General features: G+C 72.5%; 19 protein-coding genes. 7 read left to right on the top strand and 12 right to left on the bottom strand.

Annotation, left to right across the window (positions count from 1 at the left end):
- Positions 1-82 precede the first annotated feature (82 nt).
- The gene (locus AC3ANS_RS01270) at positions 83-1,081 is read right to left on the bottom strand and encodes a hypothetical protein (protein ID WP_488294369.1); all 999 of its coding nucleotides are present in this window, start codon (positions 1,079-1,081) and stop codon (positions 83-85) included.
- A gap of 12 nt (positions 1,082-1,093) precedes the next feature.
- Positions 1,094-3,703: an ATP-dependent chaperone ClpB gene (gene clpB, locus AC3ANS_RS01265; protein ID WP_488294368.1), complete on the bottom strand. Its 2,610-nt coding sequence runs from the start codon at positions 3,701-3,703 to the stop codon at positions 1,094-1,096.
- A gap of 127 nt (positions 3,704-3,830) precedes the next feature.
- Between clpB and AC3ANS_RS01260 the strand changes: the two genes are divergently transcribed.
- Together AC3ANS_RS01260 and AC3ANS_RS01255 are read left to right on the top strand one after the other, a co-directional pair.
- Entirely contained in the window at positions 3,831-4,619 is a 789-nt protein-coding gene (locus AC3ANS_RS01260; protein WP_488294367.1) for a pentapeptide repeat-containing protein, read from the top strand.
- A gap of 89 nt (positions 4,620-4,708) precedes the next feature.
- Positions 4,709-5,122 (top strand): response regulator transcription factor, encoded by a 414-nt coding sequence (locus AC3ANS_RS01255; RefSeq protein WP_488294366.1) that lies wholly within the window; start codon positions 4,709-4,711, stop codon positions 5,120-5,122.
- Here the strand turns inward: AC3ANS_RS01255 and AC3ANS_RS01250 are convergent.
- The 3 genes from AC3ANS_RS01250 to AC3ANS_RS01240 all read right to left on the bottom strand — a co-directional run bounded on the left by AC3ANS_RS01250 (position 5,107) and on the right by AC3ANS_RS01240 (position 7,877).
- Positions 5,107-6,579, bottom strand: a complete 1,473-nt coding sequence (locus tag AC3ANS_RS01250) for an amidohydrolase family protein (protein WP_488294365.1) — start codon at positions 6,577-6,579, stop codon at positions 5,107-5,109. The two genes, AC3ANS_RS01255 and AC3ANS_RS01250, sit on opposite strands and share 16 nt — an antisense overlap.
- A gap of 7 nt (positions 6,580-6,586) precedes the next feature.
- Positions 6,587-6,949 carry a hypothetical protein gene (locus AC3ANS_RS01245; protein WP_488294364.1) on the bottom strand — a complete coding sequence of 121 codons (363 nt, stop codon included), beginning with the start codon at positions 6,947-6,949 and terminating at the stop codon, positions 6,587-6,589.
- Positions 6,950-7,016: 67 nt separating this feature from the next.
- A complete protein-coding gene (locus AC3ANS_RS01240) occupies positions 7,017-7,877 on the bottom strand; it encodes a DODA-type extradiol aromatic ring-opening family dioxygenase (RefSeq protein WP_488294363.1) in 861 nt (286 codons plus the stop codon).
- 142 nt (positions 7,878-8,019) lie between these two features.
- Between AC3ANS_RS01240 and AC3ANS_RS01235 the strand changes: the two genes are divergently transcribed.
- From AC3ANS_RS01235 to AC3ANS_RS01215, 5 genes are all read left to right on the top strand, one after another.
- Positions 8,020-8,820 (top strand): IclR family transcriptional regulator domain-containing protein, encoded by an 801-nt coding sequence (locus AC3ANS_RS01235; RefSeq protein WP_488294362.1) that lies wholly within the window; start codon positions 8,020-8,022, stop codon positions 8,818-8,820.
- A gap of 141 nt (positions 8,821-8,961) precedes the next feature.
- Positions 8,962-10,116: a CaiB/BaiF CoA transferase family protein gene (locus AC3ANS_RS01230; protein ID WP_488294361.1), complete on the top strand. Its 1,155-nt coding sequence runs from the start codon at positions 8,962-8,964 to the stop codon at positions 10,114-10,116.
- On the top strand, positions 10,113-10,919 hold the full coding sequence (locus AC3ANS_RS01225) for a citryl-CoA lyase (protein WP_488294360.1): 807 nt from the start codon (positions 10,113-10,115) through the stop codon (positions 10,917-10,919). Before AC3ANS_RS01230 ends, AC3ANS_RS01225 begins: the two co-directional genes overlap by 4 nt.
- 2 nt (positions 10,920-10,921) lie before the next feature.
- Positions 10,922-11,902, top strand: a complete 981-nt coding sequence (locus AC3ANS_RS01220; RefSeq protein WP_488294359.1) for a quinone oxidoreductase family protein — start codon at positions 10,922-10,924, stop codon at positions 11,900-11,902.
- A gap of 72 nt (positions 11,903-11,974) precedes the next feature.
- Positions 11,975-13,294 carry an FUSC family protein gene (locus tag AC3ANS_RS01215; protein WP_488294358.1) on the top strand — a complete coding sequence of 440 codons (1,320 nt, stop codon included), beginning with the start codon at positions 11,975-11,977 and terminating at the stop codon, positions 13,292-13,294.
- A 15-nt stretch (positions 13,295-13,309) separates the two neighbouring features.
- Here the strand turns inward: AC3ANS_RS01215 and AC3ANS_RS01210 are convergent, their stop codons facing one another.
- The 7 genes from AC3ANS_RS01210 to dnaJ all read right to left on the bottom strand — a co-directional run bounded on the left by AC3ANS_RS01210 (position 13,310) and on the right by dnaJ (position 20,756).
- Positions 13,310-14,167 carry an ERCC4 domain-containing protein gene (locus tag AC3ANS_RS01210; protein WP_488294357.1) on the bottom strand — a complete coding sequence of 286 codons (858 nt, stop codon included), beginning with the start codon at positions 14,165-14,167 and terminating at the stop codon, positions 13,310-13,312.
- Positions 14,168-14,196: 29 nt separating this feature from the next.
- Positions 14,197-16,146: an FtsX-like permease family protein gene (locus tag AC3ANS_RS01205; RefSeq protein ID WP_488294356.1), complete on the bottom strand. Its 1,950-nt coding sequence runs from the start codon at positions 16,144-16,146 to the stop codon at positions 14,197-14,199.
- A 17-nt stretch (positions 16,147-16,163) separates the two neighbouring features.
- Positions 16,164-16,931 carry an ABC transporter ATP-binding protein gene (locus AC3ANS_RS01200; protein ID WP_488294355.1) on the bottom strand — a complete coding sequence of 256 codons (768 nt, stop codon included), beginning with the start codon at positions 16,929-16,931 and terminating at the stop codon, positions 16,164-16,166.
- 245 nt (positions 16,932-17,176) lie between these two features.
- The gene (locus AC3ANS_RS01195; protein ID WP_488294354.1) at positions 17,177-17,842 is read right to left on the bottom strand and encodes a response regulator; all 666 of its coding nucleotides are present in this window, start codon (positions 17,840-17,842) and stop codon (positions 17,177-17,179) included.
- Complete coding sequence (locus tag AC3ANS_RS01190) at positions 17,839-19,077, bottom strand: sensor histidine kinase (RefSeq protein ID WP_488294353.1); 1,239 nt, start codon at positions 19,075-19,077, stop codon at positions 17,839-17,841. The genes AC3ANS_RS01195 and AC3ANS_RS01190 overlap by 4 nt, the downstream gene beginning before the upstream one ends.
- Before the next feature lie 28 nt (positions 19,078-19,105).
- The gene (locus AC3ANS_RS01185) at positions 19,106-19,549 is read right to left on the bottom strand and encodes a heat shock protein transcriptional repressor HspR (RefSeq protein ID WP_488294352.1); all 444 of its coding nucleotides are present in this window, start codon (positions 19,547-19,549) and stop codon (positions 19,106-19,108) included.
- Position 19,550: 1 nt separating this feature from the next.
- Entirely contained in the window at positions 19,551-20,756 is a 1,206-nt protein-coding gene (dnaJ, locus tag AC3ANS_RS01180; protein WP_488294351.1) for a molecular chaperone DnaJ, read from the bottom strand.
- Positions 20,757-20,778: the final 22 nt, after the last annotated feature.

Below are 20,778 nucleotides of genomic sequence, written 5' to 3'. Positions count from 1 at the left end.
CGCGCAGCCTCGCGAGCCCCGGCGAACCCGCGGTGAACGCCCCTCCATCACCCGCCGAACGCTGGGTGGTCGATCCTCCGGCCTATCGCGGGTCGCGGAACCAGGCGGCGGTGTCGGAGCGCGAGAGCAGCACGATGGTGCCGCCGGCGGCGGACACGAGCAGCACCACGAGGAAGGCGCCGGCGACCAGCGCGGCCAGGCTGACCACCGCGGCGACACTCGCCGAGACCACCAGCACGATCCGCGCCCACGCGACGCGGCGGATCACGAGCGCGGCCATGACGGCCGACACCAGACACCACACGATGAGGGCGACGAGCATCCCGAACGCGACCCCGAGGAGCAGGTCGTCGGAGACTCCCTGGTCGGCGAGGTCGGGGCTGCGGCGGTGCACGTCGTCGAGCAGCACGTCGGGGTCGAGGGCCACGACGACCCCGGTCGCCAGCAGGCCGAGCGCGGTCAACCCGCTGCCGATCCAGGTGAGCACGCACGCCAGGAGCACCGCCGGCGGCCGGGGGGGCGCAGCGCTCGCAGCAGTGGCGGGAGCCGCAGGAGTGGCAGGCGCGGCCGGCGCCGCAGGAGCGACGTACGGCGTCGCCCCGACGGGTGCGCTGGTCCGCGGGGCCAGCGCGCCGGTGCGGGGTGCGACCGCGGCGGGGTCACGGAACCAGTCGCGCGAGGGCTGCAGCCACAACATCAGCGCAGCGGCCGCGACCACCGAGGACACGAAGCCGCCGGTGACCATGCCGGTGAGGAACAACGGCACCGCGATCACCGTCAGCGCCAGCCGGGCGCTGCGGCTGCGCCGCAGCACCTGGTAGCCGAGGATCGCGGCCGCGGTCGCGCATCCCGCGGCCACCATCGAGGTGATCCGCAGGACCGTGATGATGCCGTCGACCCCGACCCCGAGGTCGGAGCCCGGCGGCTCGGCCAGGAACTTCTCGATCGACTTGCGGGTCTCGAGCGTGTGCAGCGCACCGACGCGGTCGAACACCATCGCGACGACGATCGCCGAGCCGACCATGATCAGCCACGCCGCCAGGGTCACCTGGCGCGGGCGGGTGGGGGTCGGCTCGCTCACGTGCTCATTGGATCACGCGGTCCGCACCCCGCCCGCCTCCAGGCGCAGCCCATCGCCGTCGGGCGCCCGGTCGACGGTCACCGCCGTCCCGTCGACGACCTCGCCGGCGATCAGCATCCGGGCCAGCGGGTCGCCGATCGCGCTCTGGATCAGGCGGCGCAGCGGACGCGCGCCGTACGCCGGGTCGTAGCCCACGTCGGCCAGCCAGGTGCGCGCCGCGTCGGAGACCTCGATCGCCACCCGGCGCACCGCCAGCCGCTTCTCCAGCAGCGCGAGCTGCAGGTCGACGATGCGCGTCAGGTCCTCCATCGTGAGCGCGTCGAACACGACGATCTCGTCGAGCCGGTTGAGGAACTCCGGCTTGAACGACGAGCGGACGACGGCCAGCACGGACTCGTGGCGCTTCTCGGTGTCCAGCGTGGGGTCGACCAGGAAGTTCGAGCCCAGGTTGCTGGTGAGGATCAGCAGCGTGTTGCGGAAGTCGACGGTGCGGCCCTGGCCGTCGGTCAGCCGGCCGTCGTCGAGCACCTGCAGCAGGATGTCGAAGACCTCGGGGTGGGCCTTCTCGACCTCGTCGAGCAGCACCACGGAGTACGGCCGGCGGCGCACCGCCTCGGTGAGCTGGCCGCCCTCGTCGTAGCCGACGTAGCCGGGAGGCGCACCGACCAGGCGCGCGACCGAGTGCTTCTCGCCGTACTCGCTCATGTCGATGCGCACGATCGCCCGCTCGTCGTCGAACAGGAAGTCGGCCAGCGACTTGGCGAGCTCGGTCTTGCCGGTGCCGGTGGGGCCGAGGAACAGGAACGAGCCCGGGGGCCGGTTGGGGTCGCTGATGCCGGCGCGCGCCCGGCGTACGGCGTCGCTGACCGCGACGACCGCGGCGCGCTGGCCGATCAGCCGCTCGCCGATCACGTCCTCCATGTGCAGGAGCTTGGCGGTCTCACCCTCGAGCATCCGTCCGGTGGGGATGCCGGTCCAGGCCTCGACCACCTCGGCGATCTGCTCGGGCCCGACCTCCTCGCCGACCAGCGGCTCGATGTCGGTGCGCTCCGCGGCGCCGGCCGCCACGATCTGCTGCTCCAGGGCCGGGATGCGGCCGTAGAGCAGCTCACTGGCCTTGCCGAGGTCGCCCTCGCGCTGCAGCCGGTCGGCCTCCATGCGCAGCTGGTCGAGCTGGCGGCGCAGCTCGCCCTCGCCCTCGAGCGTGGACTTCTCCCGCTCCCAGCGGGCCTCGAGCGCGCGCAGCTCCTCCTCGCGGTCGGCGAGGTCGCGGCGCAGGTTGTCCAGCCGCTCCTTCGACGCCTCGTCGGACTCCTTGGCGAGCGCGAACTCCTCCATCTTCAGCCGCTCGACCGACCGCCGCAGCTGGTCGATCTCCTCCGGCGAGGACTCGATCTCCATCCGCAGCCGCGAGGCGGCCTCGTCGATGAGGTCGATGGCCTTGTCGGGCAGCTGGCGGCCGCTGATGTAGCGGTCGGAGAGGGTCGCGGCCGCGACCAGGGCGGCGTCGGTGATGCGTACGCCGTGGTGGGCCTCGTACTTCTCCTGGATGCCGCGCAGGATCTGGATGGTGTCCTCGACGCTGGGCTCGCCGACGAACACCTGCTGGAAGCGGCGCTCGAGCGCGGGGTCCTTCTCGATCCGCTCGCGGTACTCGTCGAGCGTGGTCGCGCCGATCATGTGCAGCTCGCCGCGCGCCAGCATCGGCTTGAGCATGTTGCCGGCGTCCATCGCGGAGTCGCCACCGGCGCCCGCGCCGACGACCGTGTGCAGCTCGTCGATGAACGTGATGACCTGGCCCTCGGCGGACTTGATCTCCTCGAGCACGGCCTTGAGGCGCTCCTCGAACTCGCCGCGGTACTTCGCACCCGCCACCATCGCGGCCAGGTCGAGGCTGAGCACCCGGCGGCCCTTGAGCGAGTCGGGGACGTCGCCGGCGACCACGCGCTGGGCGAGGCCCTCGACGACGGCGGTCTTGCCGACGCCGGGCTCGCCGATGAGCACGGGGTTGTTCTTGGTGCGCCGCGAGAGCACCTGCACGACGCGTCGGATCTCGGCGTCGCGGCCGATCACCGGGTCGAGGCGACCCTCCTCGGCGGCCTGGGTGAGGTCGACGGAGTACTTCTCGAGCGCTTCGTACGTCGACTCCGCGTCCTGGCTGGTCACGCGCCGGTTGCCGCGCACCGCGGTCAGCGACTCGCGCAGCCCGTCGGCGCTCAGCCCGGCGTCGGTCAGCACGGTCTTGGCGCTGCTCTCGACGGTGGCGAGCGAGATCAGCAGGTGCTCGCTGGCGACGTAGTCGTCCTTCATCCCCGAAGCGAGGTCCAGCGCCCCGGCCAGCACCCGGGTGAGCGCGGCGGACGCGCTGGGCTGCTGGACGGTCGACCCGGTCGCCTTCGCGAGCTTGTCGCGCTCGGCCGCGGCCGCGCGCACCAGGCCGGGGACGTCCACGCCCGCCTTGGCGACCAGGTTCGCCGCCGTACCCTCCTCCTGGAGCAGCAGCGCGACCAGCAGGTGGATCGGCTCGGTGTGGATGTTGCCCGCGGTCGTCGCGGACAGCTGGGCGGCCTCGATGGCCTCCCGGCTGCGGGTGGTGAACTTCTCGGCACCGAACTGGCTCATGTGGTGATTCTCCTCGTGGCGTCACTCGTCGGGCACCCCCGGCCCGTCACCTTCTCCAACGCGGCCAAAGTTGAGTCTGTTCCACTCAACTCTGGCAAATTCTCGCAGGTCAGAGACAATGGCGCCCGTGCCCGTCTCGCGCCTGGAACTCACCGCCGACTGCGCGCGGTGCCACGCGCTGTGCTGCGTGCTGCTGCCCTACCGGCGCCAGGGCGGCTTCGGCGCCGACAAGGCGGGCGGCGTGGCCTGCCACCACCTGCGCACCGACGACCGCTGCGAGATCCACGCCGAGCTGCCCGAGCGCGGCTGGCCCAGCTGCGTGGTCTTCGACTGCTTCGGGGCCGGCCAGCAGGTGACCCAGGTGACGTACGCCGGGGCCTCGTGGCGCGACCAGCAGGACTTGGGCGAGATGGCGGCCGTGCTCTCCACGCTGCGCCGGGTGCACGAGATGCTGCTCCACCTCGGCGAGGTCGCGGAGCGCTCCCCCGACCCGGCGGCCGACGACCTCTCGGCGCGGCTGCTGACCCTGCGCGACGCGACACCGGTGGAGATCCTCACCGCCGACCTCGACGACCTGCAGGACGAGTGCGGCGGTCTGCTGGCGACGGCGAGCGCCCGGCTGCGCATCCCCGCGGGCACCGATCTCACCCACGCCGACCTGGCGGGCCAGGACCTGCGCGGCCGCGACCTGCGCGCGGCCTCGCTACGCGGAGCGCTGCTGATCGGCGCCGACCTGCGCGACGTACGCCTCGGGCGCGCGGACCTGCTCGGCGCCGACCTGCGCGGTGCGGACCTCCGCGGGGCCGACCTGACCGAGGCCCTGTTCCTCACCGGGCCCCAGGTGGCCGGCGCGCGCACCGACGAGACGACGCGCGTGCCCGCCCGGCTGCCACGAGCCACCGGAACGCCCGACTGATCTGGACCGGTCGTCGATGTCCGGAATGGGGCTGACGGCGGCCGTGCGACGGCTCTACGGTGATCCGACTGCAGCGAGAGGAAGGACCCGTGAGCGCCGAGACGACAGGCTGGTCCGCCCGCCGCGTGGTCGTCATCGACGACACCCCGGACCTGCGGGCTCTCCTGCGGATCGCGCTGGAGCGCGCCGAGTACGCCGTGGTCGGCGAGGCGGGCGACGGCCGGGCCGGCATCGACGCCGTGCGTGAGCACCGGCCCGACGTCGTACTGCTCGACCTCTCGATGCCGGTGCTCGACGGCCTCGAGGCGCTGCCGTCCATCCGCGAGCTCGTGCCGTCGGGCACGATCGTCGTGCTGTCCGGGTTCGGTCGCGCGACGATGGCCGAGCAGGCGATGGCGCTCGGCGCCGACGGCTACGTCCAGAAGGGCGCGCCGCTGCGCGAGGTCATCGCGAGCATCGGCGAGCTGGCTTCCGAACGGGGTGAGCGTCAGGCCCGCTCGTAGGGTCCCTGCTGCGCCTGGTGGCGGTCGTCGCTACCGGAGAAGTCCGTGTAGGTGTAGGGGTTCGGGATCCGCTCGGTGACGGGCAGCTCGGGGTGCATGCCCTCGGCCCAGGCCTGCTCACCCATCGTCACCCGGGCGAACTCGACGGTCTCGCTGACGGCGCGCTTGGCGGCGTCGAGGTCGCCGGCGAGCAGCCGGTGCTCGTGCTTGACGACCTGGCCGTCGACCAGCACGGTGTGCACGTCGCCACGGCCCGCCTGGTAGACGACCGTGCCGTAGGGGTGCAGCACCGGGTACATCGCGGGGTTGTCGTCGTTCTTGATCAGCACCAGGTCGGCCTTCTTGCCGGGCGTGATCGAGCCGACCAGGTGGTCGAGGCCGAGCGCCTGGGCGCCGCCGAGGGTCGCCCACCGGACGACCTCCTCGGCGCGCAGCGCGTTGGTGACCACGGTCTCCTGCTCGGCGTGCGCGGCCAGGTGCTCGCGCGAGCGGTCGGCCGAGAGCGTCGCGCGCATCGCGGAGAACAGGTCGGCGCTCCACCAGACACTCGTGTCCATCGAGAGCGACACCGGGATGCCGTGCTTGCGGAGATTCCAGGTGGGGGGATAGCCCTGGCCGGCGCTCTGCTCGCTCTCGGTCGAGACCGACACGGTGCCGCCCGAGGCGGCGATGCGCTGGTAGCTGTCGGTCGACAGGCTCGCGGCGTGCACGTAGGTGACCTCGGGGCCCATGAACCCGTGGTCGGCCATCAGCTTGATGCTGTCGTCGTTGGTGGCGCCCCAGACGCCGGCGTGCGTGGTGACCCCCAGCCCGAGCTCGCGCGCCGCCTCGAACGCCGCCTTCTCGGGGAACGCCGGGTCGGCGGTCACGTCGAAGGCCAGCTGCAGGCCGAGCTTGTCCGAGCGCGGGAAGCGGTCGACGTACGCACGGAACTCAGCGCCGTGGGTCCACTCCCAGGGCGCGCCGAGCAGGTTGCCGTAGGCGAGCACGAAGCGGCCGGGTGAGGACTGCAGCGCCTCGAGGGCGGCCTCGCCGTGCTCGACGGTCTGCAGGCCGTGGGACCAGTCGAGCGTGGTGGTGACGCCGGAGTCGACGGCCTCGATCGCGGAGAGCAGATTGCCGGCGCGGATGTCCTGCGGGCGGAACATCGGTCCGTGCGTGAGGTAGTAGAAGACGAAGTACTGCGAGAGCGTCCAGTCGGCGCCGTACCCGCGCAGCGCGGTCTGCCACATGTGCCGGTGGGTGTCGATCATGCCCGGCATCAGGATCCCGCCGGCGGCGTCGATCTCGAGCGCGCCCTCCGGTACGTCGAGCCGTTGGCCGACGGCCGCGATCGTGTCGCCCTGCACCAGCACGTCGCCGTTCTCGATGATGCCTGCGTCGATGGTGAGCACGGTGGCGTTGCGGAAGACCACTGGCCGTCCGTCGTTGACCTGCAAGATCTCGTCGGGGTTCATGGTGTCCTCAGGTGGTGATGTCGGGGTAGGGCAGCGAGAAGTGCTGGAGCCGGGCGGCGTAGTCGAGCTGCATCGCCAACGGCTCGTCGTGGTCGCGCTCGAACATCGCGATCCAGAGCGTGAGGGTGAGGAACGGGTGGGCGCCCATCTCGAAGAGCGCGACGTGGTCGTGCTCCGAGAGCGCGCGGCGCTCGTCGTCGGTGAACGACAGCCAGGTCGAGGCCTCGCCCGCGATGCAGTTGAGGATCGTGTTGGCCTTCTCTGCCTCCCACCAGGCGACGGTGCCGGCAGGGTCCTCGCGGTAGCGCTCGACGAGCTCGGGGTCGCGGTCGATCGTGAACAGGAACTTGTTGACGAGGTACTTGCTCATTCGGGGTCCCCTCGGAATCGTGGGCTGGAGGAGCGCAGCGGGGGAAGCACGCGATTTCGTGGGGTGTTCATCTCGGATCCCCCTCGGGGTACCAGGTGAAGTACGCCTCCATCGTGTGGAACAGGTCGAGGTTGTCGGCGTGGTCGGCCTTCTGGTGGCCCGCGATGCCCATCATCAGCATGAAGTCCATGAACCCGTGGGTCGCGTTGCCCGGGGCGTGCAGGCTGTCGAGCGTCACGTTGGCCAGGCACCCGTCGATGTCGCCGTTCGCGATCCACTCGACGGCCTTGGCGTCGAACTCCGGGTCGGGGCCGTGCTCGCCGAACTGGCGGGGCCCACCGAGCTCGAGGGAGAGGTGGCCGGTGCCGATCACCGCGACGCGCAGCTCGCTGGGCCAGGAGTCGATGATCTCGCGGATGGTCTTGCCGAGCTTGACGAACCGCTCGGGCCGCGGCAGCGGCGGGGCGAAGATGTTGGTGTAGATCGGCACCACCGGCAGGTCGTTCTGCGGGCGCACCGTGATGATCGGGCAGGTGATCGAGTGGTCGACGCGCAGCTCGTTGCTGAACGCCAGGTCGAACTCGCGGTCGATGCCCTCGCGCAGGATGTACGACGAGAGCTCCTCGTGGCCCTTGAGCAGCAGCCGCGGCAGCCCGAACTCGCGCTCCTCGTTGTAGTAGTTCGCGTCGTAGAACGGCGCCTTGCCGACGAGGAACTGCGGCATGTTGTCCAGCCACAGCTGATGGAAGTGGTCGGAGCCCACCATCACCAGCACGTCGGGCCGCGCGGCCGTGAGCGTCGCGCGGTAGGCCTCGACCTTGCGCACCCACTCGGCCGCGAACGGCGGCGCCTCCTCGGGCGCGAGCTGGCTGGTCTTGTAGAAGAACGGGTGATGGGTCGTCGCCAGGATCGCCACGAGCTTCGCCACCGCACACCTCCTCATTCGCGGACCATCGTCCGCATCGTGGCTGCGATGGAACAGTGCCGCGTGATCGCGGTCACTGTCAAGGGTTCAACCAACCTCGGTCGGTCTGGTGCGGCCGGGTGTCCGTTGTGGCACGATCGCCCCCATGGCAGGACGCGGCACGGGCCCGGACTTCGTCGAGGCGCTCGCGCGCGGGCTCGACGTACTGACCTGCTTCGAGGCACACCGGGGCTCGATGTCGCTGAGCGAGGTCGCCGCCGACACCGGCCTGGCCCGCCCGACCGCGCGCCGGCTGCTGCTCACGCTCGAGGAGCTGGGTTACGTCCGCAGCACCTCCGACGGCTTCGAGCTCACCCCGCGGGTGCTGCGGTTGGGCATGTCGTACGTCGGGTCGCTCGGTCTCTGGGACGTCGCCCGGCCGCACCTGGAGTGGCTGGTCTCACAGACCCACGAGTCCTCGTCGATGGCCCAGCTCGACGGGTCCGACATCGTCTACGTCGCGCGGGTCGCCGTGCCCAAGATCATCGCGCTCCGCGTGGACGTCGGCACCCGCTTCCCGGCTCAGGTGACCTCGCAGGGCAAGGTGCTGCTGGCCGGCCTCGACGATGACGGCGTGCGCGCCGTGCTGGCCGAGCCGACCCGCTCCGGCCTGGCCATCACCGGCCCCGACGTCGAGGTCTTCCTCGAGGAGATCCGCGTGGTCCGCGCCCGTGGCTGGGCCCTCGCCGACGAGGAGCTCGCCCGCGGCGTCCGCTCGGTCGCCGTCCCCGTCCGCGACGGTGCGGGAGTGGTCCGAGCCGCCATGAACGTCACCGTCCACGCCGCCGAGACCAGCGTCGAGACGCTGACCACCCACCACCTCCCGCTGTTGCTCCGCGCCGCCGGCGAGGTCTCCGCCGACTGGGCCCTCTGGCAGTCCCGCCCCGTCGCCACCCACGGCGTCTGACGGTCACGGTGGTTGAGGTGCGACGAGCGCTAGCGAGGAGCCTCGAAACCACCACCGGCCGGGGACCCACGCTTGACATCACCCCACCCCAGCGACCACATTGACGGACACATGTCCGCCTAGTGGCCAGGAGTGCAGACGATGAACGCCGAGACCGGCCCGCCACCGCTCGCCGGCCTGCTCGTGGCCGACTTCTCCCGGGTCCTCGCCGGCCCCTACGCCACGATGCTGCTCGCCGACCTGGGCGCCGAGGTCATCAAGGTCGAGAGCCCGGCCGGCGACGACACCCGCGAGTGGGTGCCGCCTCGCCGCGGTGACGTCGGCACCTACTACCTCGCGGTCAACCGCAACAAGCGCTCGATCGCCCTCGACCTCAAGGACGACGCCGACCGCGAGGTCGCACAGGCGCTGGCCGCCCGCGCCGACGTGGTGATCCAGAACTTCAAGCCCGGCGGGCTGGCCCGCTTCGGCCTCGACTACGACACCGTCCGCGCGACTAACGAGCGCGTCGTCTACTGCTCGATCAGCGGCTTCGGCGCCGCGGGTGGCGCGTCGCTGCCGGGCTACGACCTGCTGGTGCAGGGCATGTCGGGGCTGATGAGCCTGACCGGCAGCCCCGACGGCCCGCCGTACCGCGCCGGCATCTCGGTGTTCGACGTGATGACCGGCCTGCAGTCGGTGATCGGCATCCTGGCCGCGCTGCGGCACCGCGACGCGACCGGCGAGGGACAGCACGTCGAGACCAACCTGCTCTCGACAGCAATGTCGACACTGGTCAACCAGACCTCGGCGTACGTCGCGGGCGGCGTCGTGCCGCACCGGATGGGCAACGCACACCTGAGCCTGTTCCCCTACGAGCCGCTCGCGACCGGTGACGGGGACCTGATCGTGGTGGCCGGCAACGACGGGCAGTTCCGCAAGCTCGCCGCGGCGATCGGCGCGCCCGAGCTGGCCGACGACCCGCGGTTCGCGACCGTCGGGTCGCGCAACGACAACCGCGAGGAGCTGCGGCCGCTGCTGCTCGAGCGGCTGGCCGAGCGCTCGGCGCAGGAGTGGTTCGACGTGCTCACCGAGGCCGGCATCCCGTGCGGCCCGATCAACGACGTGCGCGGCGGCGTCGAGCTGGCCGAGCGGCTCGGGCTCGAGCCGGTCGTCGAGGTCGGCGGTGTGCCGACCGTGCGCAACCCGATCCGGTTCAGCGCCAGCCCGGCGCGCTACGACCTACCGCCGCCGGGGCTCGACGAGCACGGCGACGAGATCCGGGCCTGGCTCGGCTTCCCGAAGGAGAACTCATGAGCACTGCCCCCAAAGAAGGCGTGCAGTTCCCGACCTCGCTCGGTACGTCGGAGGGCACGACGATCACCCTGCTCGGCCAGGACCTCGCGACCGACCTGATGGGGAAGGTGTCCTTCGGCGAGCTGGCCTACTGGCTGTTGACGCTGGAGAAGCCGACGCCCCAGCAGTCGCGGCTGTTCGAGGCCGTGCTGATCGGGCTGGCCGACCACGGGTTCACCCCGACCGCGATCGCGGCCCGGCTCACCTATCTCAGCGCGCCGGACGCGATCCAGGGCGCGCTGGCCGCCGGACTGTTGGGGGGTGGTTCGCGGTTCCTCGGGGTCACCGAGGACACCGGCCGCTTCCTCGCGGGGGTGCTGGCCTCGTTGGAGTCACAGCCGACCGACGAGGCGGGTTGGGACGAGGTTGCGCTCGCCGCCGTACGCCGCCAGCGCGAGGCCGGGAAGTTCGTGCCCGGCCTGGGACACCCCGTGCACAAGGACGGCGACCCGCGCACGCCGCGGCTGGTGCAGATCGCCCACGAGGAAGGGCTCTACGGCCCGCACCTCGCACTGTTCGAGGCGATCGGTCGTGTTCATCCGGAGGTGCTCGGCAAGACGCTGCCGCTCAACGGCGCGGGAGTCAGTGGGGCGGCGCTGGCCGACCTGGGCCTGCCGCTGGAGCTGCTGCGTGGCACGGTGCTGCTCGCCCGCTGCGCCGGCCTGCTCGGCCACATCGCCGAGGAGATCCGCAACCCGATCGCCAACGACATCTACATGACCGTCGACCGCAACGCGGTGTACGTCGACCCCTCGGACTCCTGACCGTGCGCGCCGCACACATCACCCAGCACGGCGCTCCCCCGGAGCTCGTCGTCGTCCCCGAGCCGGTGCCGGGCCCGGGCCAGGCGCTGATCGCGGTGGCCGCCGCGCCGATCACCCCGCTGGACATCCTGTGCGCGACCGGCACCTCCTACTTCGGCCCGCCCGCGCTGCCCTACGTCCCGGGCGTCCAGGGCGTCGGCACCGTCGTGAGCTCGCCGCTGCACGAGCCCGGCACCCGCGTGTGGTTCCCGACCTCGGCCGGCATGGCCCCAGGCGACGGCAGCCTCGCGGAGCTCGCGGTCGCCGACGCCGCCGACCTGGTGCCGATCACCGCCGGCGTCCCCGACACCCTCGTCGCCGCCCTGGGCTACTCCGCCATCGCCGCCTGGATGTCGCTGACCTGGCGCGGCGAGCTGAAGCCCGGCGAGCGGGTGCTGGTCCTGGGCGCCGGCGGTGTCGTCGGCCAGGTGGCGCTGCAGTGCGCGCGTCTCCTCGGCGCCTCGGCCGTGTACGCCGCCTGCCGCTCCGACCGCGCCGTCGCCACCGCGGAGTCCTTGGGCGCCGACGGCATCGTGCGGCTGCGCGACGACGACCGGGTCGACGAGCTCGTCACCCGCATCCGCGCCTTGGACGGACGTCCGTTCGACCTGGTGATCGACCCGCTCTGCGGAGTGCCAGCGACCGCGGCCGCCCAGTGCCTCGCCCCGGGCGGCCGCCTGGTCAACCTCGGCAGCTCCGCCGGCACCGAGGCCACCTTCACCAGCGCCCTTCTTCGCGGCGGCAGCCAGAGCATCCTCGGCTACACCAACAACTCGCTCACCGCCGACCAGCGGCGCGCTGCGCTGGATGCCCTGCTCGGTCACGCGGCATCCGATGGACTGACCGTCGCCCACGAGGTGGTGCCTCTTGCGCACGCCGCCGCCGGCTGGCAGCGCCAGGAGATCGGGGTGAACGATCGACGCTTGGTCGTCGACCTGACCTGACGCGCAGCCCGCGACGACGCACGTCTCGACGGCGCGCCGCGCGCCTCACCCGCGGTGCGCCATGATCGATGGATGCGTGACCAGTGGCGCGGGAGGCTCAGCCGTGAGGTGAGGCGGCTGCGCACGGGGTGGCGCGGTGCGGTGCTCTGGTCGCTGCGGATCACCGTGGCGGCGGTGATCAGCTACGTCGCGGCAACCCTGCTGTTCCCGGGGACCGAACCGCTGCTCGCGCCCTTGACCGCGATGCTGGTCGTACAGGTCACGCCGGTCTCGCTGCTGGCCAGCGGCCTCGATCGCGTCGTGGCGGTGGTGACCGGGGTATCGCTGGCGGTCGGGTTCGCCGCCGTCGTACCCCTGGCCTGGTGGAGCCTCGGCCTGCTCATCCTCATCTCGGTCACCTTGGGGCAGGCGCTCCGGCTGCGGGACAACCTCATGGAGGTCGCGATCAGCGGGATGCTCGTGCTCGGGGTCGGCTCGCTCGGCGCCGAGGCAGCCGCGGGGCAGCGCATCGCGGAGACGCTCGTCGGCGCGGGCATCGGCATCGCCGCCAACCTGCTCTTCCCGCCGCGCGTCCCCACCTCCGACGCCGGCCGCGAGATCGAAGGCCTGGCGGACGCGATCAGCGCCCTCCTGCGACGCTCCGCCGACGCCCTGGAGCACCTGGCCGGCGACCGCGGCTCGACCGCCTCAGCCGCAGGCGCCTGGCTCGAGGACGCGCGCCGGATCACCCATCACGACGTCCCCCGGGTCGGGGCCGCGCTGCTGCACGCCGAGCAGGGGCGTCGCCTCAACGTCCGCGCCGTCGGTACGCCGGACCTCGGACCCGGCCTGCGGCACGGGCTGGAGTCGCTCGAACACACCGCCCTGACCATCCGCTCGATGTACCGGGCGCTCGCCGACGCCGTCGAGGGCGACCCCGCCTGGCTCGAGGACGACAGCGGCCCGGACGTGCTCCTCGGCCTGGCCCTGACGTGTCGTGAGCTGGCCGACGCCGTCGACGCCTTCGGTGAGCTCGTCCGGCTCGAGGCGTCGCCGGCCGGCCAGGCGGACTCGGCGGACTTCGAGGCGCTGCGCGAGTCGATGCTCGGCCTGCCCGAAGCCCGCAGCCGCCTCGAGGACATGGCCACCGCAGTGGCCGATCCCCAGCTGCGCGAGCTGCACAGCACCGTCCTGTCGACCGTCAAGCGGGTGCAGCGCGAGCTTGACCTCGAGCAGCGAGTACGCCGTCAGCTCCAGCTGCGGCGCCCGGTCCGCACCTGGCCCGCCCCACTGCGCCCCCATCCGTCCCGCCGCCGGGGCGCAGCGCTCCCGGATCCCGGGGCCGAGATCGACATGGACGCCGAGACCACGGCGCTGCCGCGGCTCTCCGACGACGACCTCGACGGGCGGTGACCGCCGGCCCGGGCCTCAGGCGCGGCGGTGACCCACCTCAGTGGCTGCTGCCACCACCTCGCCGGTGAGCCCGTCGATCAGCTGGGTGCCGGCGGCGGCCGACTGCAGGGCGCGCAGGGCGATGGCTCGACGGTCGAAGGACTGCAACTCCTCGGCTGGCTCCGGGCCGGTGAGGATCCATCGGCGCGCCGGCCGCTGCCCGCGGGCGGGCCGCTGCGGCTCCGGCTCGCGGTCGAGGAGCGCGACGTACTGCCCGAGGAGTGCCTCCGCGAGTCGGGCGGCGCGCACCCGGCCGATGCCGGGATGGCGACGCAGACCGTCAGGTGCGGCTGCCGCGACCTCGGCCACACTGCCGTAGGCGTCGAGCAGGCTGCGGGCCATGGCGGTGCTGATCCCCGGCACGACGGAGAGCATCACCTCGGCCTGCGCGGACGGATGGCGGGGTGCGCGACGCGGGCCGTCGGTGCGGGTGGTCGGTCCGGCGCGACGGGCGCGCTTGGCGAGCCGCACGATCCACGCTGCACTGTCCTCGGCGTCCAGACTGTGCAGCACGGTGAACCCGTCCTCCACCAGCCGGCACACCGCCCCACGCCACGCGTCTTCGGCGATCCCGCGCGGTTCGCCCTCCACCAGGAGGACCGCCTGGGGGAAGGCCGACTGCAGCCGGACGGCCTGGTCGAAGATGCGGCCGTCGCGGATCGATGCGCCGAGGTCGTTCGGGCCCTTGCGCTCGATCGCCAGCCCTTGCCCGAGGACGTAGTCGCCGACGGGCAGATCGGTCAGCTGGACGTCGAGTCCGGCGGCGACGAGAGCGTCCGGGATCGGGCTATTGCGTTCGCGGTGGTCGACCAGCACCGGACCCACGTCGACCACACCGTGACGTTACCCGCCGTCGCTCCGGCTCACCCGGCCGACCGCGCCGAGACCGGGCCCCGCAGGCTGCGCACCACGGTCGGCACGATGGTCAGCCCCGCGATGGCGAACACCAGCAGGCTGAGCACGGCGTACGCCGTCCAGCCGACGCCGGGCATCGACGCGCCCAGCAGGCCGAAGCCGACGCCGAGGACGGCGGGGATGACGGCGACGGTGCCGATCACCCAGGCGGCTGCTCCGGTGATGAGCGACTCGACCCAAGCCATCCGCAGCAGCTGCTTGCGGGTGGCGCCGGTGCGGCGCAGGAGGTCGAGCTCGGCGCGGCGGCCCGCGGTGGTCATCACGAGGGTGTTCGCGGCGGCGAGGCCGACGAAGGCCAGCAGGGCAAGAAGGAGTACGGCGGACAGGTGCTGGCTGCTGGCCGCAGCCGTCTGCACGGAGTCGACGTACGCGTCCTTCGTCTGTGCGGTGACGCCGAGGTCCTTCAGCTCCGACGCGACCTCCGCGGAGGCACCGGGGTCGGTCGAGACGAGCACCGTGTTCGTGGCCGCGTCCGGGTCGTGGCTGGCCACGGTCGACGCACCGACGAGGTAGCCACCGAACCCGAGGCTGCGGTCGTAGACCGCGACGATCTTCGCGTCGGTCTCACTGTCGTCGGGGAACCGCACCGTCACCTTGTCACCGATGCCCTTGCCCAGGTCGAACTTCGCGTCCGCACTGATCGCCACGGTGTCCGCGCTGCCAAGGTCGGCGAGCGAGCCCGCTGTCACGTCCGGGTCGAGCGCGTCGCCGCGGCCGCCGTCGGGCAGCACGCGCAGCTGGAACGGTTCCCACGCAAGTCCGCTGAGGGCCGACGGCATCTCGTCGTCGGTGCGCACCTCGGTGGCGACGGTGGACAGCGGCGTCGCGGAGCGTACGCCGGGCAGGCCGGCGATCCGGTCGACCTGGTCGGCCGTGAGGCCATCAGAGCCCAGGGGGGTCGCGACGAGCTGGGCGTGGATGCCCGCGCCGAGTTGTCGGGTGGCCGCCTCGGAGACGGTCTTGTCGACGCTGGTCTGCACGGTGCCGGCCGAGAGAGCCAGGGCGAGCGGGACGATCGCGGTGGTCAGCCGGCGGGCGAACCCGCGGGTGTTCGCGAGAGCCAGCCCGGTGCTGACGCCTCCCGCGTGGGAGATCAGCGAGGAGCTCTGGCCCAGGAGACGGGTGACCAGCAGCGGTCCGGCGAGCGCGGCAGCACCCACCAGCAGGAAGGCGGAGGAGGCCGCTGCTGCGGCACCGACGGTGCCGGGCACTGCGACCGACGAGAACGCGACCGAGAGGCCGCCGACCGCAAGCACGGCGGCGATGATCTGGCGAGTGCGCCCGATCGGGGGCTTCTCGATGGTGGCCTCGCGGACGGCCGCGGTCGGCGCCATCTTCAGGGTCTCGCGCACCGCGAGCCGGGCGGCGAGCCACGAGACGGGCAGCAGCATGGCCACCGCGGCAAGCACGGGGATCGGCGAGAGCGTCAGCTGGAAGCCGTCGGAGACGATGCCGCTGTCGACCAGCGTCGGGGTCAGCAGCCGAGCGGCGAACAGACCGGGCACGGCGCCCATCGGAGCGGCCACGGCGGTGACGAGGAGGACCTCGGCACCGACCATCCGGCGTACCTGACGGCGGGTGGCACCGACGGCGCGCATCAGCGCGAACTCCCGACGGCGACGCCGGATCGCCAGCGCGAACGTCGAGGCGACGACGAGCACCACGACGGCGAGCGCCGTACCGGCGAAGGAGCCGGCGAGGGTGGCGAGCAGCGCGGCGTCGCCGGCGCCGTCGGCCTGCGCGCGGATGCCGGACTCCATCACGACGCCGGTCGCGGAGATCAGGGCCGCGGCCAGCATCAGGACGATGAAGGTGCCGGCGACGCCGCCGCGGTCGGCGCGTACGGCGGAGCGGGCGTTGCGGACGGCGGGGCCGAAGCTGGCGGTCATCGTGCTCATCGCGCTCACCTGCCCTTTCACTTGCTCAGGGCGACCATGCGCCCGGTGATCTGCTCGACGGTCGGGCCGTCGAGCTGGTCGACGAGCCGCCCGTCGGCAAGGAAGAGGACCCGCTCGGCGGCGGAGGCGACCTGCGGGTCGTGGGTCACGAGCACCACGGTCTGGCCCTGGCGGCGTGCGGTGTCACGGAGCACGTCCAGCACCTGCGCGCCGGTCCGCGAGTCGAGCGCCCCGGTGGGCTCGTCGGCGAAGACGACCGTGGGGCTGGTGACCAGCGCGCGGGCGATCGCCACCCGCTGCGCCTGGCCGCCGGACAGCTCGCCGGGGAGCCGGTGGTCCATGCCAGTCAGACCAACGGCCTCGACCAGCTCTGCTTGGCGGGCCAGGTCGGGCTCGCGGCCACTGAGCCGCACCGGGAGCTGGATGTTCTCGGCGACGGTGAGGTGGTTGATCAGGTTGTAGGCCTGGAACACGAAGCCGATGTGCTCGCGGCGGAAGCGGGTCAGCTGGTCGGCCGACATCGTGCTGATGTCGACCTCACCGATCAGCACCCGTCCGCTGCTGGGGGTGTCGAGGCCGGCTGCCGTGTTCAGCAGCGTGGACTTGCCGGACCCCGAGGGGCCCATCACGGCGGTGAACGAGCCGGGGCGCAGTGCCAGCGACACCGACCGCAGCGCGGTCACGGGCGCCGGCCCGCCGTCGTAGCTCTTGGTGACGTCGAGCAGCCGTACGGCGGTCTGCGCCGTCGACTGCGACGTGGTCTGGGGCAGGGTCTGGGTGGTCACGAAGGGTTCTCCGTCGAGTCGTGGGATCTCTTGATTCATCACCTACGACGCTAGGAAGTGGGAGCGCCCCCAACGAGCCTCGCGAGAACGGTCTTCCGCGCTTGCATCCTTCGATGCAACGCGCTCATCGAGCGACCCGATCCCCAGACGTCATACGGGGGGCGCTACCTGTTGCTACCTGTTGCTCCGACCGGATGACGTCCTGGGGTGGCTCCAGATCGGGACCTCCCCCGCGGAGGGAAACCTCAGTCGGGGACCTCGACGACCCGGTTCTGGTAGGCCCACACGGCGGCCTGCAGCCGCGAGCGGACGCCGAGCTTGGGCATCATCCGGGCCAGGTGCGACTTCACCGTGGAGACCTCGAGCACCAGCTGCTCGGCGATCTCCTCGTTGGACATGCCTTGGGCGAGGAGCAGCAGGATGTCGAGCTCGCGGGAGGTGAGCAGCTCGGTGGCGCGGCCGGCGGTGACCGGCTGGGTCTGCCGCCGGGTGGTGAACTCGCGCAGCACCCGGCGGGTCAGGGTCTGATCGATGGTGCCGTTGCCGGCCGCCACCGAGCGCACGGCCGCGATGATCACCGCAGGGTCGGCGTCCTTGAGCAGGAAGCCCGACGCCCCCGCCTCGAGTGCCCCGAACACGTAGTCGTCGATGTCGAACGTCGTCAGCACCAGCACCGGGATCGGGTCCTCGGCACCCGGACCGCACAGCGCGCGGGTGGCGGCGATGCCGTCCTGGCCGGGCATCCGGATGTCCATGCACACCACGTCAGGCCGCAGTGACTGCGCGGTCGAGACGGCCTCGAGCCCGTCGGAGGCGACGCCGACGACCTCGATGTCGGGCTCGGCACCGATGAGCGTGGCGAGGCCGGCGCGGATCAGCGGCTGGTCGTCGGCGATGACGACGCGGATCATGTCTCCTCCAAGAAGTCGGGGTCGCGCGGGATCCGCAGCAGCACCTGCCAGCCGCCGTCGGACGTCGGGCCGTGCTCGAGCCGCGCGCCGGTTAACTCGGCGCGCTCGCGCATGCCGACCAGCCCGAAGCCGCTCGACCCGACCGCCACATCCGGCGGCCGCATGGGCGGGTCGTTGCGCACCGACACCACCAACGACGCACCGTCGCGGTCGTCGACCAGCACCTCGCAGCGGGCGCCCGGCGCGTGCCGGGAGGCGTTCGCGAGCGACTCCTGCACCATGCGGTACGCCGCGAGCTGGGCGAGCGGGCCGATCCCATGACCTAGCGGGCGATCGGACGACTCGAGGACCGTCAGGTCCACTGGCGTCGCGGCCGAGAAGTCCGACGTCAGGGTGGCCAGCCCGCCGAGGTTCTCGATCCGGGTCGGGGTCGTGCCGGACGGGGCCTCGTCGACCCGCAGCAGACCCACGAGGCTGCGCAGGTCGTGCAGCACCGACACGCTCTGGCGGCGTACCTGCGCGGCGGCCTCCTTCGCGCCCTCGGGGTCGGTGTCGATCTGGGTGCCGATCGCGGCACTCATCACCGCGATGCCGGACAGGTGGTGGGCGGCGATGTCGTGGAGCTCGCGGGCCATCGCGGTGCGCTCGCGGGCGACGGCGGCGGTGAGCAGCGCGTCGCGCTCGCTCAGCAGCGCCCGCTGCTGGTCCTCGCGGGCCGCCTGCGACTCGCGCCGGGTCGCGACCAGGACGCCGACCAGCACCGGCGCACCGACCGTGCCGATCGCCTGCAGCAGGGAGCCACCGATCGACGTCAGCACCGGGTCGTCGAGCCGCAGCCCGGCGAAGTAGCCCCCGCAGGCCACCTGACCGGCCGCCGCGACGAACGCCGGCCAGGTCTCACGCACGGGGCGCGCGACGGCGAGGAGGTACGCCGCCGCCATCACGAAGAACCCGGTGACGTTGGTGGCGTCCCCGAGCGTCACCCCACCGGCGAGCACGGCCACCGGGGCGACCATCAGCAAGGCGACCCGGGGGTTCGACCACCACCGCAGCACGAGGCCCGCCTGGAGCGTCACCAGCAGCGCACCGACCCACCACGAGACCTCGGTGAGACCGGGCACGCGCTCGGCGTCCGCACCGGTGCTGATCAGTGGCAGCAGCGCGAACGAGCCGACCGCCAGCACCCAGCAGCCCGCGACCACCCGGCGGGCCCAGTCGCGCTGCTCGATCGTCACGGGGCCGACTCTAGAAGTTGACGGAAGATCAGCGCCCGCGCCGCCACACGACCACCGACTGCCCGGGGTCGGGGGCGCGGAGCACCGGCAGCTTGTTGGGCAGGACGCCGGGGGCCGCCGAGGCGGCCCGCAACGCCTCGCGCAGGGCCTCGCGGAGCGCGTCGACCTCCTGGCGCAGCTCCTCGTTGCGCTGGGCGAGCGCGGCGGCGCGGTTCTCGAGGTCGAGGATGCGGCGTACGCCCTCGATGCCGATGCCGGACGACGTCAGCTCGGAGATCTCGCGCAACCGCTCGATGTCGCGGTGGGAGTAGCGGCGCCCACCGCCGACGGTGCGGCCCGGCGAGACCAGGCCCATCCGCTCGTAGGTGCGCAGGGTCTGCGGGTGCAGGCCGCTCAGTTCGGCGGCGACGCTGATGACGAAGACAGCCGCGTCCGGGCCGGGCGGCTCGAACGGCGGACGACGGGTCGGCATCTCATGCCTCCTCGAAGAGTCCCGAACGCAACGGCTTGCCCGCTGTCGCCTCGCGGTAGGCCTCCACGGCCGCCCGCGCCTGGGTGTCCAGCACCGCCGGCACCTTCACCTCGACGGTGGCGAGCAGGTCGCCCTTGGTGCCGTCGGACTTCGGCGCACCCCGACCGCGCACGCGGAACGTGCGGCCGCTGGGGGTGCCGGCGGGGACCTTGAGGGTCACCGGGGCGCCGCCGAGGGTGGGGATCTTGATGTCCGCCCCGAGCGCGAGCTCGTCGAAGGACACCGGCACGTCCAGCGTGAGGTTGTCGCCCGCGCGGCCGAACAGCCGGTGCGGGGCGACCTTGACGGTGACGAACAGGTCGCCGGCGGGGCCGCCGTTCTCACCGGCACCGCCCTTGCCGCGCAGGCGGATGCGCTGACCGTCGCGTACGCCGGCGGGGATCCGCGCCTGGATGGACCGCGCCGAGGTGCCGCGGCCGGAGCCGTGGCAGGTCGGGCACGCCTCGTCGTAGACGAGCTGGCGGCCACCGCAGCGCGGGCAGGTCTCGTTGATCGAGAACGCCCCACCGGCAGAGGCCACCACGAACCCGGCGCCGTCGCACTCCGGGCAGACGTGCGGCTTGGTGCCGGGCTTGCCGCCGGTGCCGTGGCAGTCGGGGCAGGGCGCGTCGGAGGTCAGCCGCAGCGAGATCGTGACGCCGTCGATCGCGTCGGTGAAGCTGATCGTCGCCGTGGTCTCGACGTCCTGGCCCTTCTGGGCCCGCGGGCGCTGCTGCTGGCGCCGGCCGGCGCCGCCGCCCTGGCGGCCGAAGCCGCCGCCACCGAACAGGTCGCCGAACATGTCGCCGAAGCCACCGCCGCCGCCGGCCCGGTCACGCAGCAGGTCCTCGAGGTTGAACCCGCCGGCGCCGCCCTGGCCGCCACCACCGCCGAAGCCGCCGCGGAAGGTGCCGGAGCCGTAGAGCTCGCGCATCTCGTCGTACTTCTTGCGCTTCTCGGGGTCGCCGACGACGTCGTAGGCCTCGGCGACCGCCTTGAACTTGTCGTGCTTGGTGGTGTCGCCCGGGTTGGAGTCGGGGTGGTTGGCGCGCGCCAGCTTGCGGTAGGCCTTCTTGATCTCGTCGACCGAGGCGTCCTTCTTCACGCCCAGCTCGGCGTAGAAGTCCTTCTGGGCCCAGTCGGCCCGGAACCCGTCAGTCGTGCTCACGCGCGCACCCCCTCTCCTGTGT

It is taken from the genome of Nocardia sp. 149-1B, assembly GCF_057747975.1.
Note: the sequence above shows the minus strand (reverse complement) of the source record. Positions and strands in the feature narration are given on the sequence as shown.

Coding starts and splice junctions, on each gene's coding strand:
- clpB (WP_488294368.1), bottom strand. CDS start 3,703: ATGAGCCAGTTCGGTGCCGAGAAGTTCACCACCCGCAGCCGGGAGGCC.
- AC3ANS_RS01250 (WP_488294365.1), bottom strand. CDS start 6,579: ATGAACCCCGACGAGATCTTGCAGGTCAACGACGGACGGCCAGTGGTC.
- AC3ANS_RS01245 (WP_488294364.1), bottom strand. CDS start 6,949: ATGAGCAAGTACCTCGTCAACAAGTTCCTGTTCACGATCGACCGCGAC.
- AC3ANS_RS01235 (WP_488294362.1), top strand. CDS start 8,020: ATGGCAGGACGCGGCACGGGCCCGGACTTCGTCGAGGCGCTCGCGCGC.
- AC3ANS_RS01230 (WP_488294361.1), top strand. CDS start 8,962: ATGAACGCCGAGACCGGCCCGCCACCGCTCGCCGGCCTGCTCGTGGCC.
- AC3ANS_RS01225 (WP_488294360.1), top strand. CDS start 10,113: ATGAGCACTGCCCCCAAAGAAGGCGTGCAGTTCCCGACCTCGCTCGGT.
- AC3ANS_RS01215 (WP_488294358.1), top strand. CDS start 11,975: ATGCGTGACCAGTGGCGCGGGAGGCTCAGCCGTGAGGTGAGGCGGCTG.
- AC3ANS_RS01205 (WP_488294356.1), bottom strand. CDS start 16,146: ATGAGCACGATGACCGCCAGCTTCGGCCCCGCCGTCCGCAACGCCCGC.
- AC3ANS_RS01195 (WP_488294354.1), bottom strand. CDS start 17,842: ATGATCCGCGTCGTCATCGCCGACGACCAGCCGCTGATCCGCGCCGGC.
- AC3ANS_RS01185 (WP_488294352.1), bottom strand. CDS start 19,549: ATGCCGACCCGTCGTCCGCCGTTCGAGCCGCCCGGCCCGGACGCGGCT.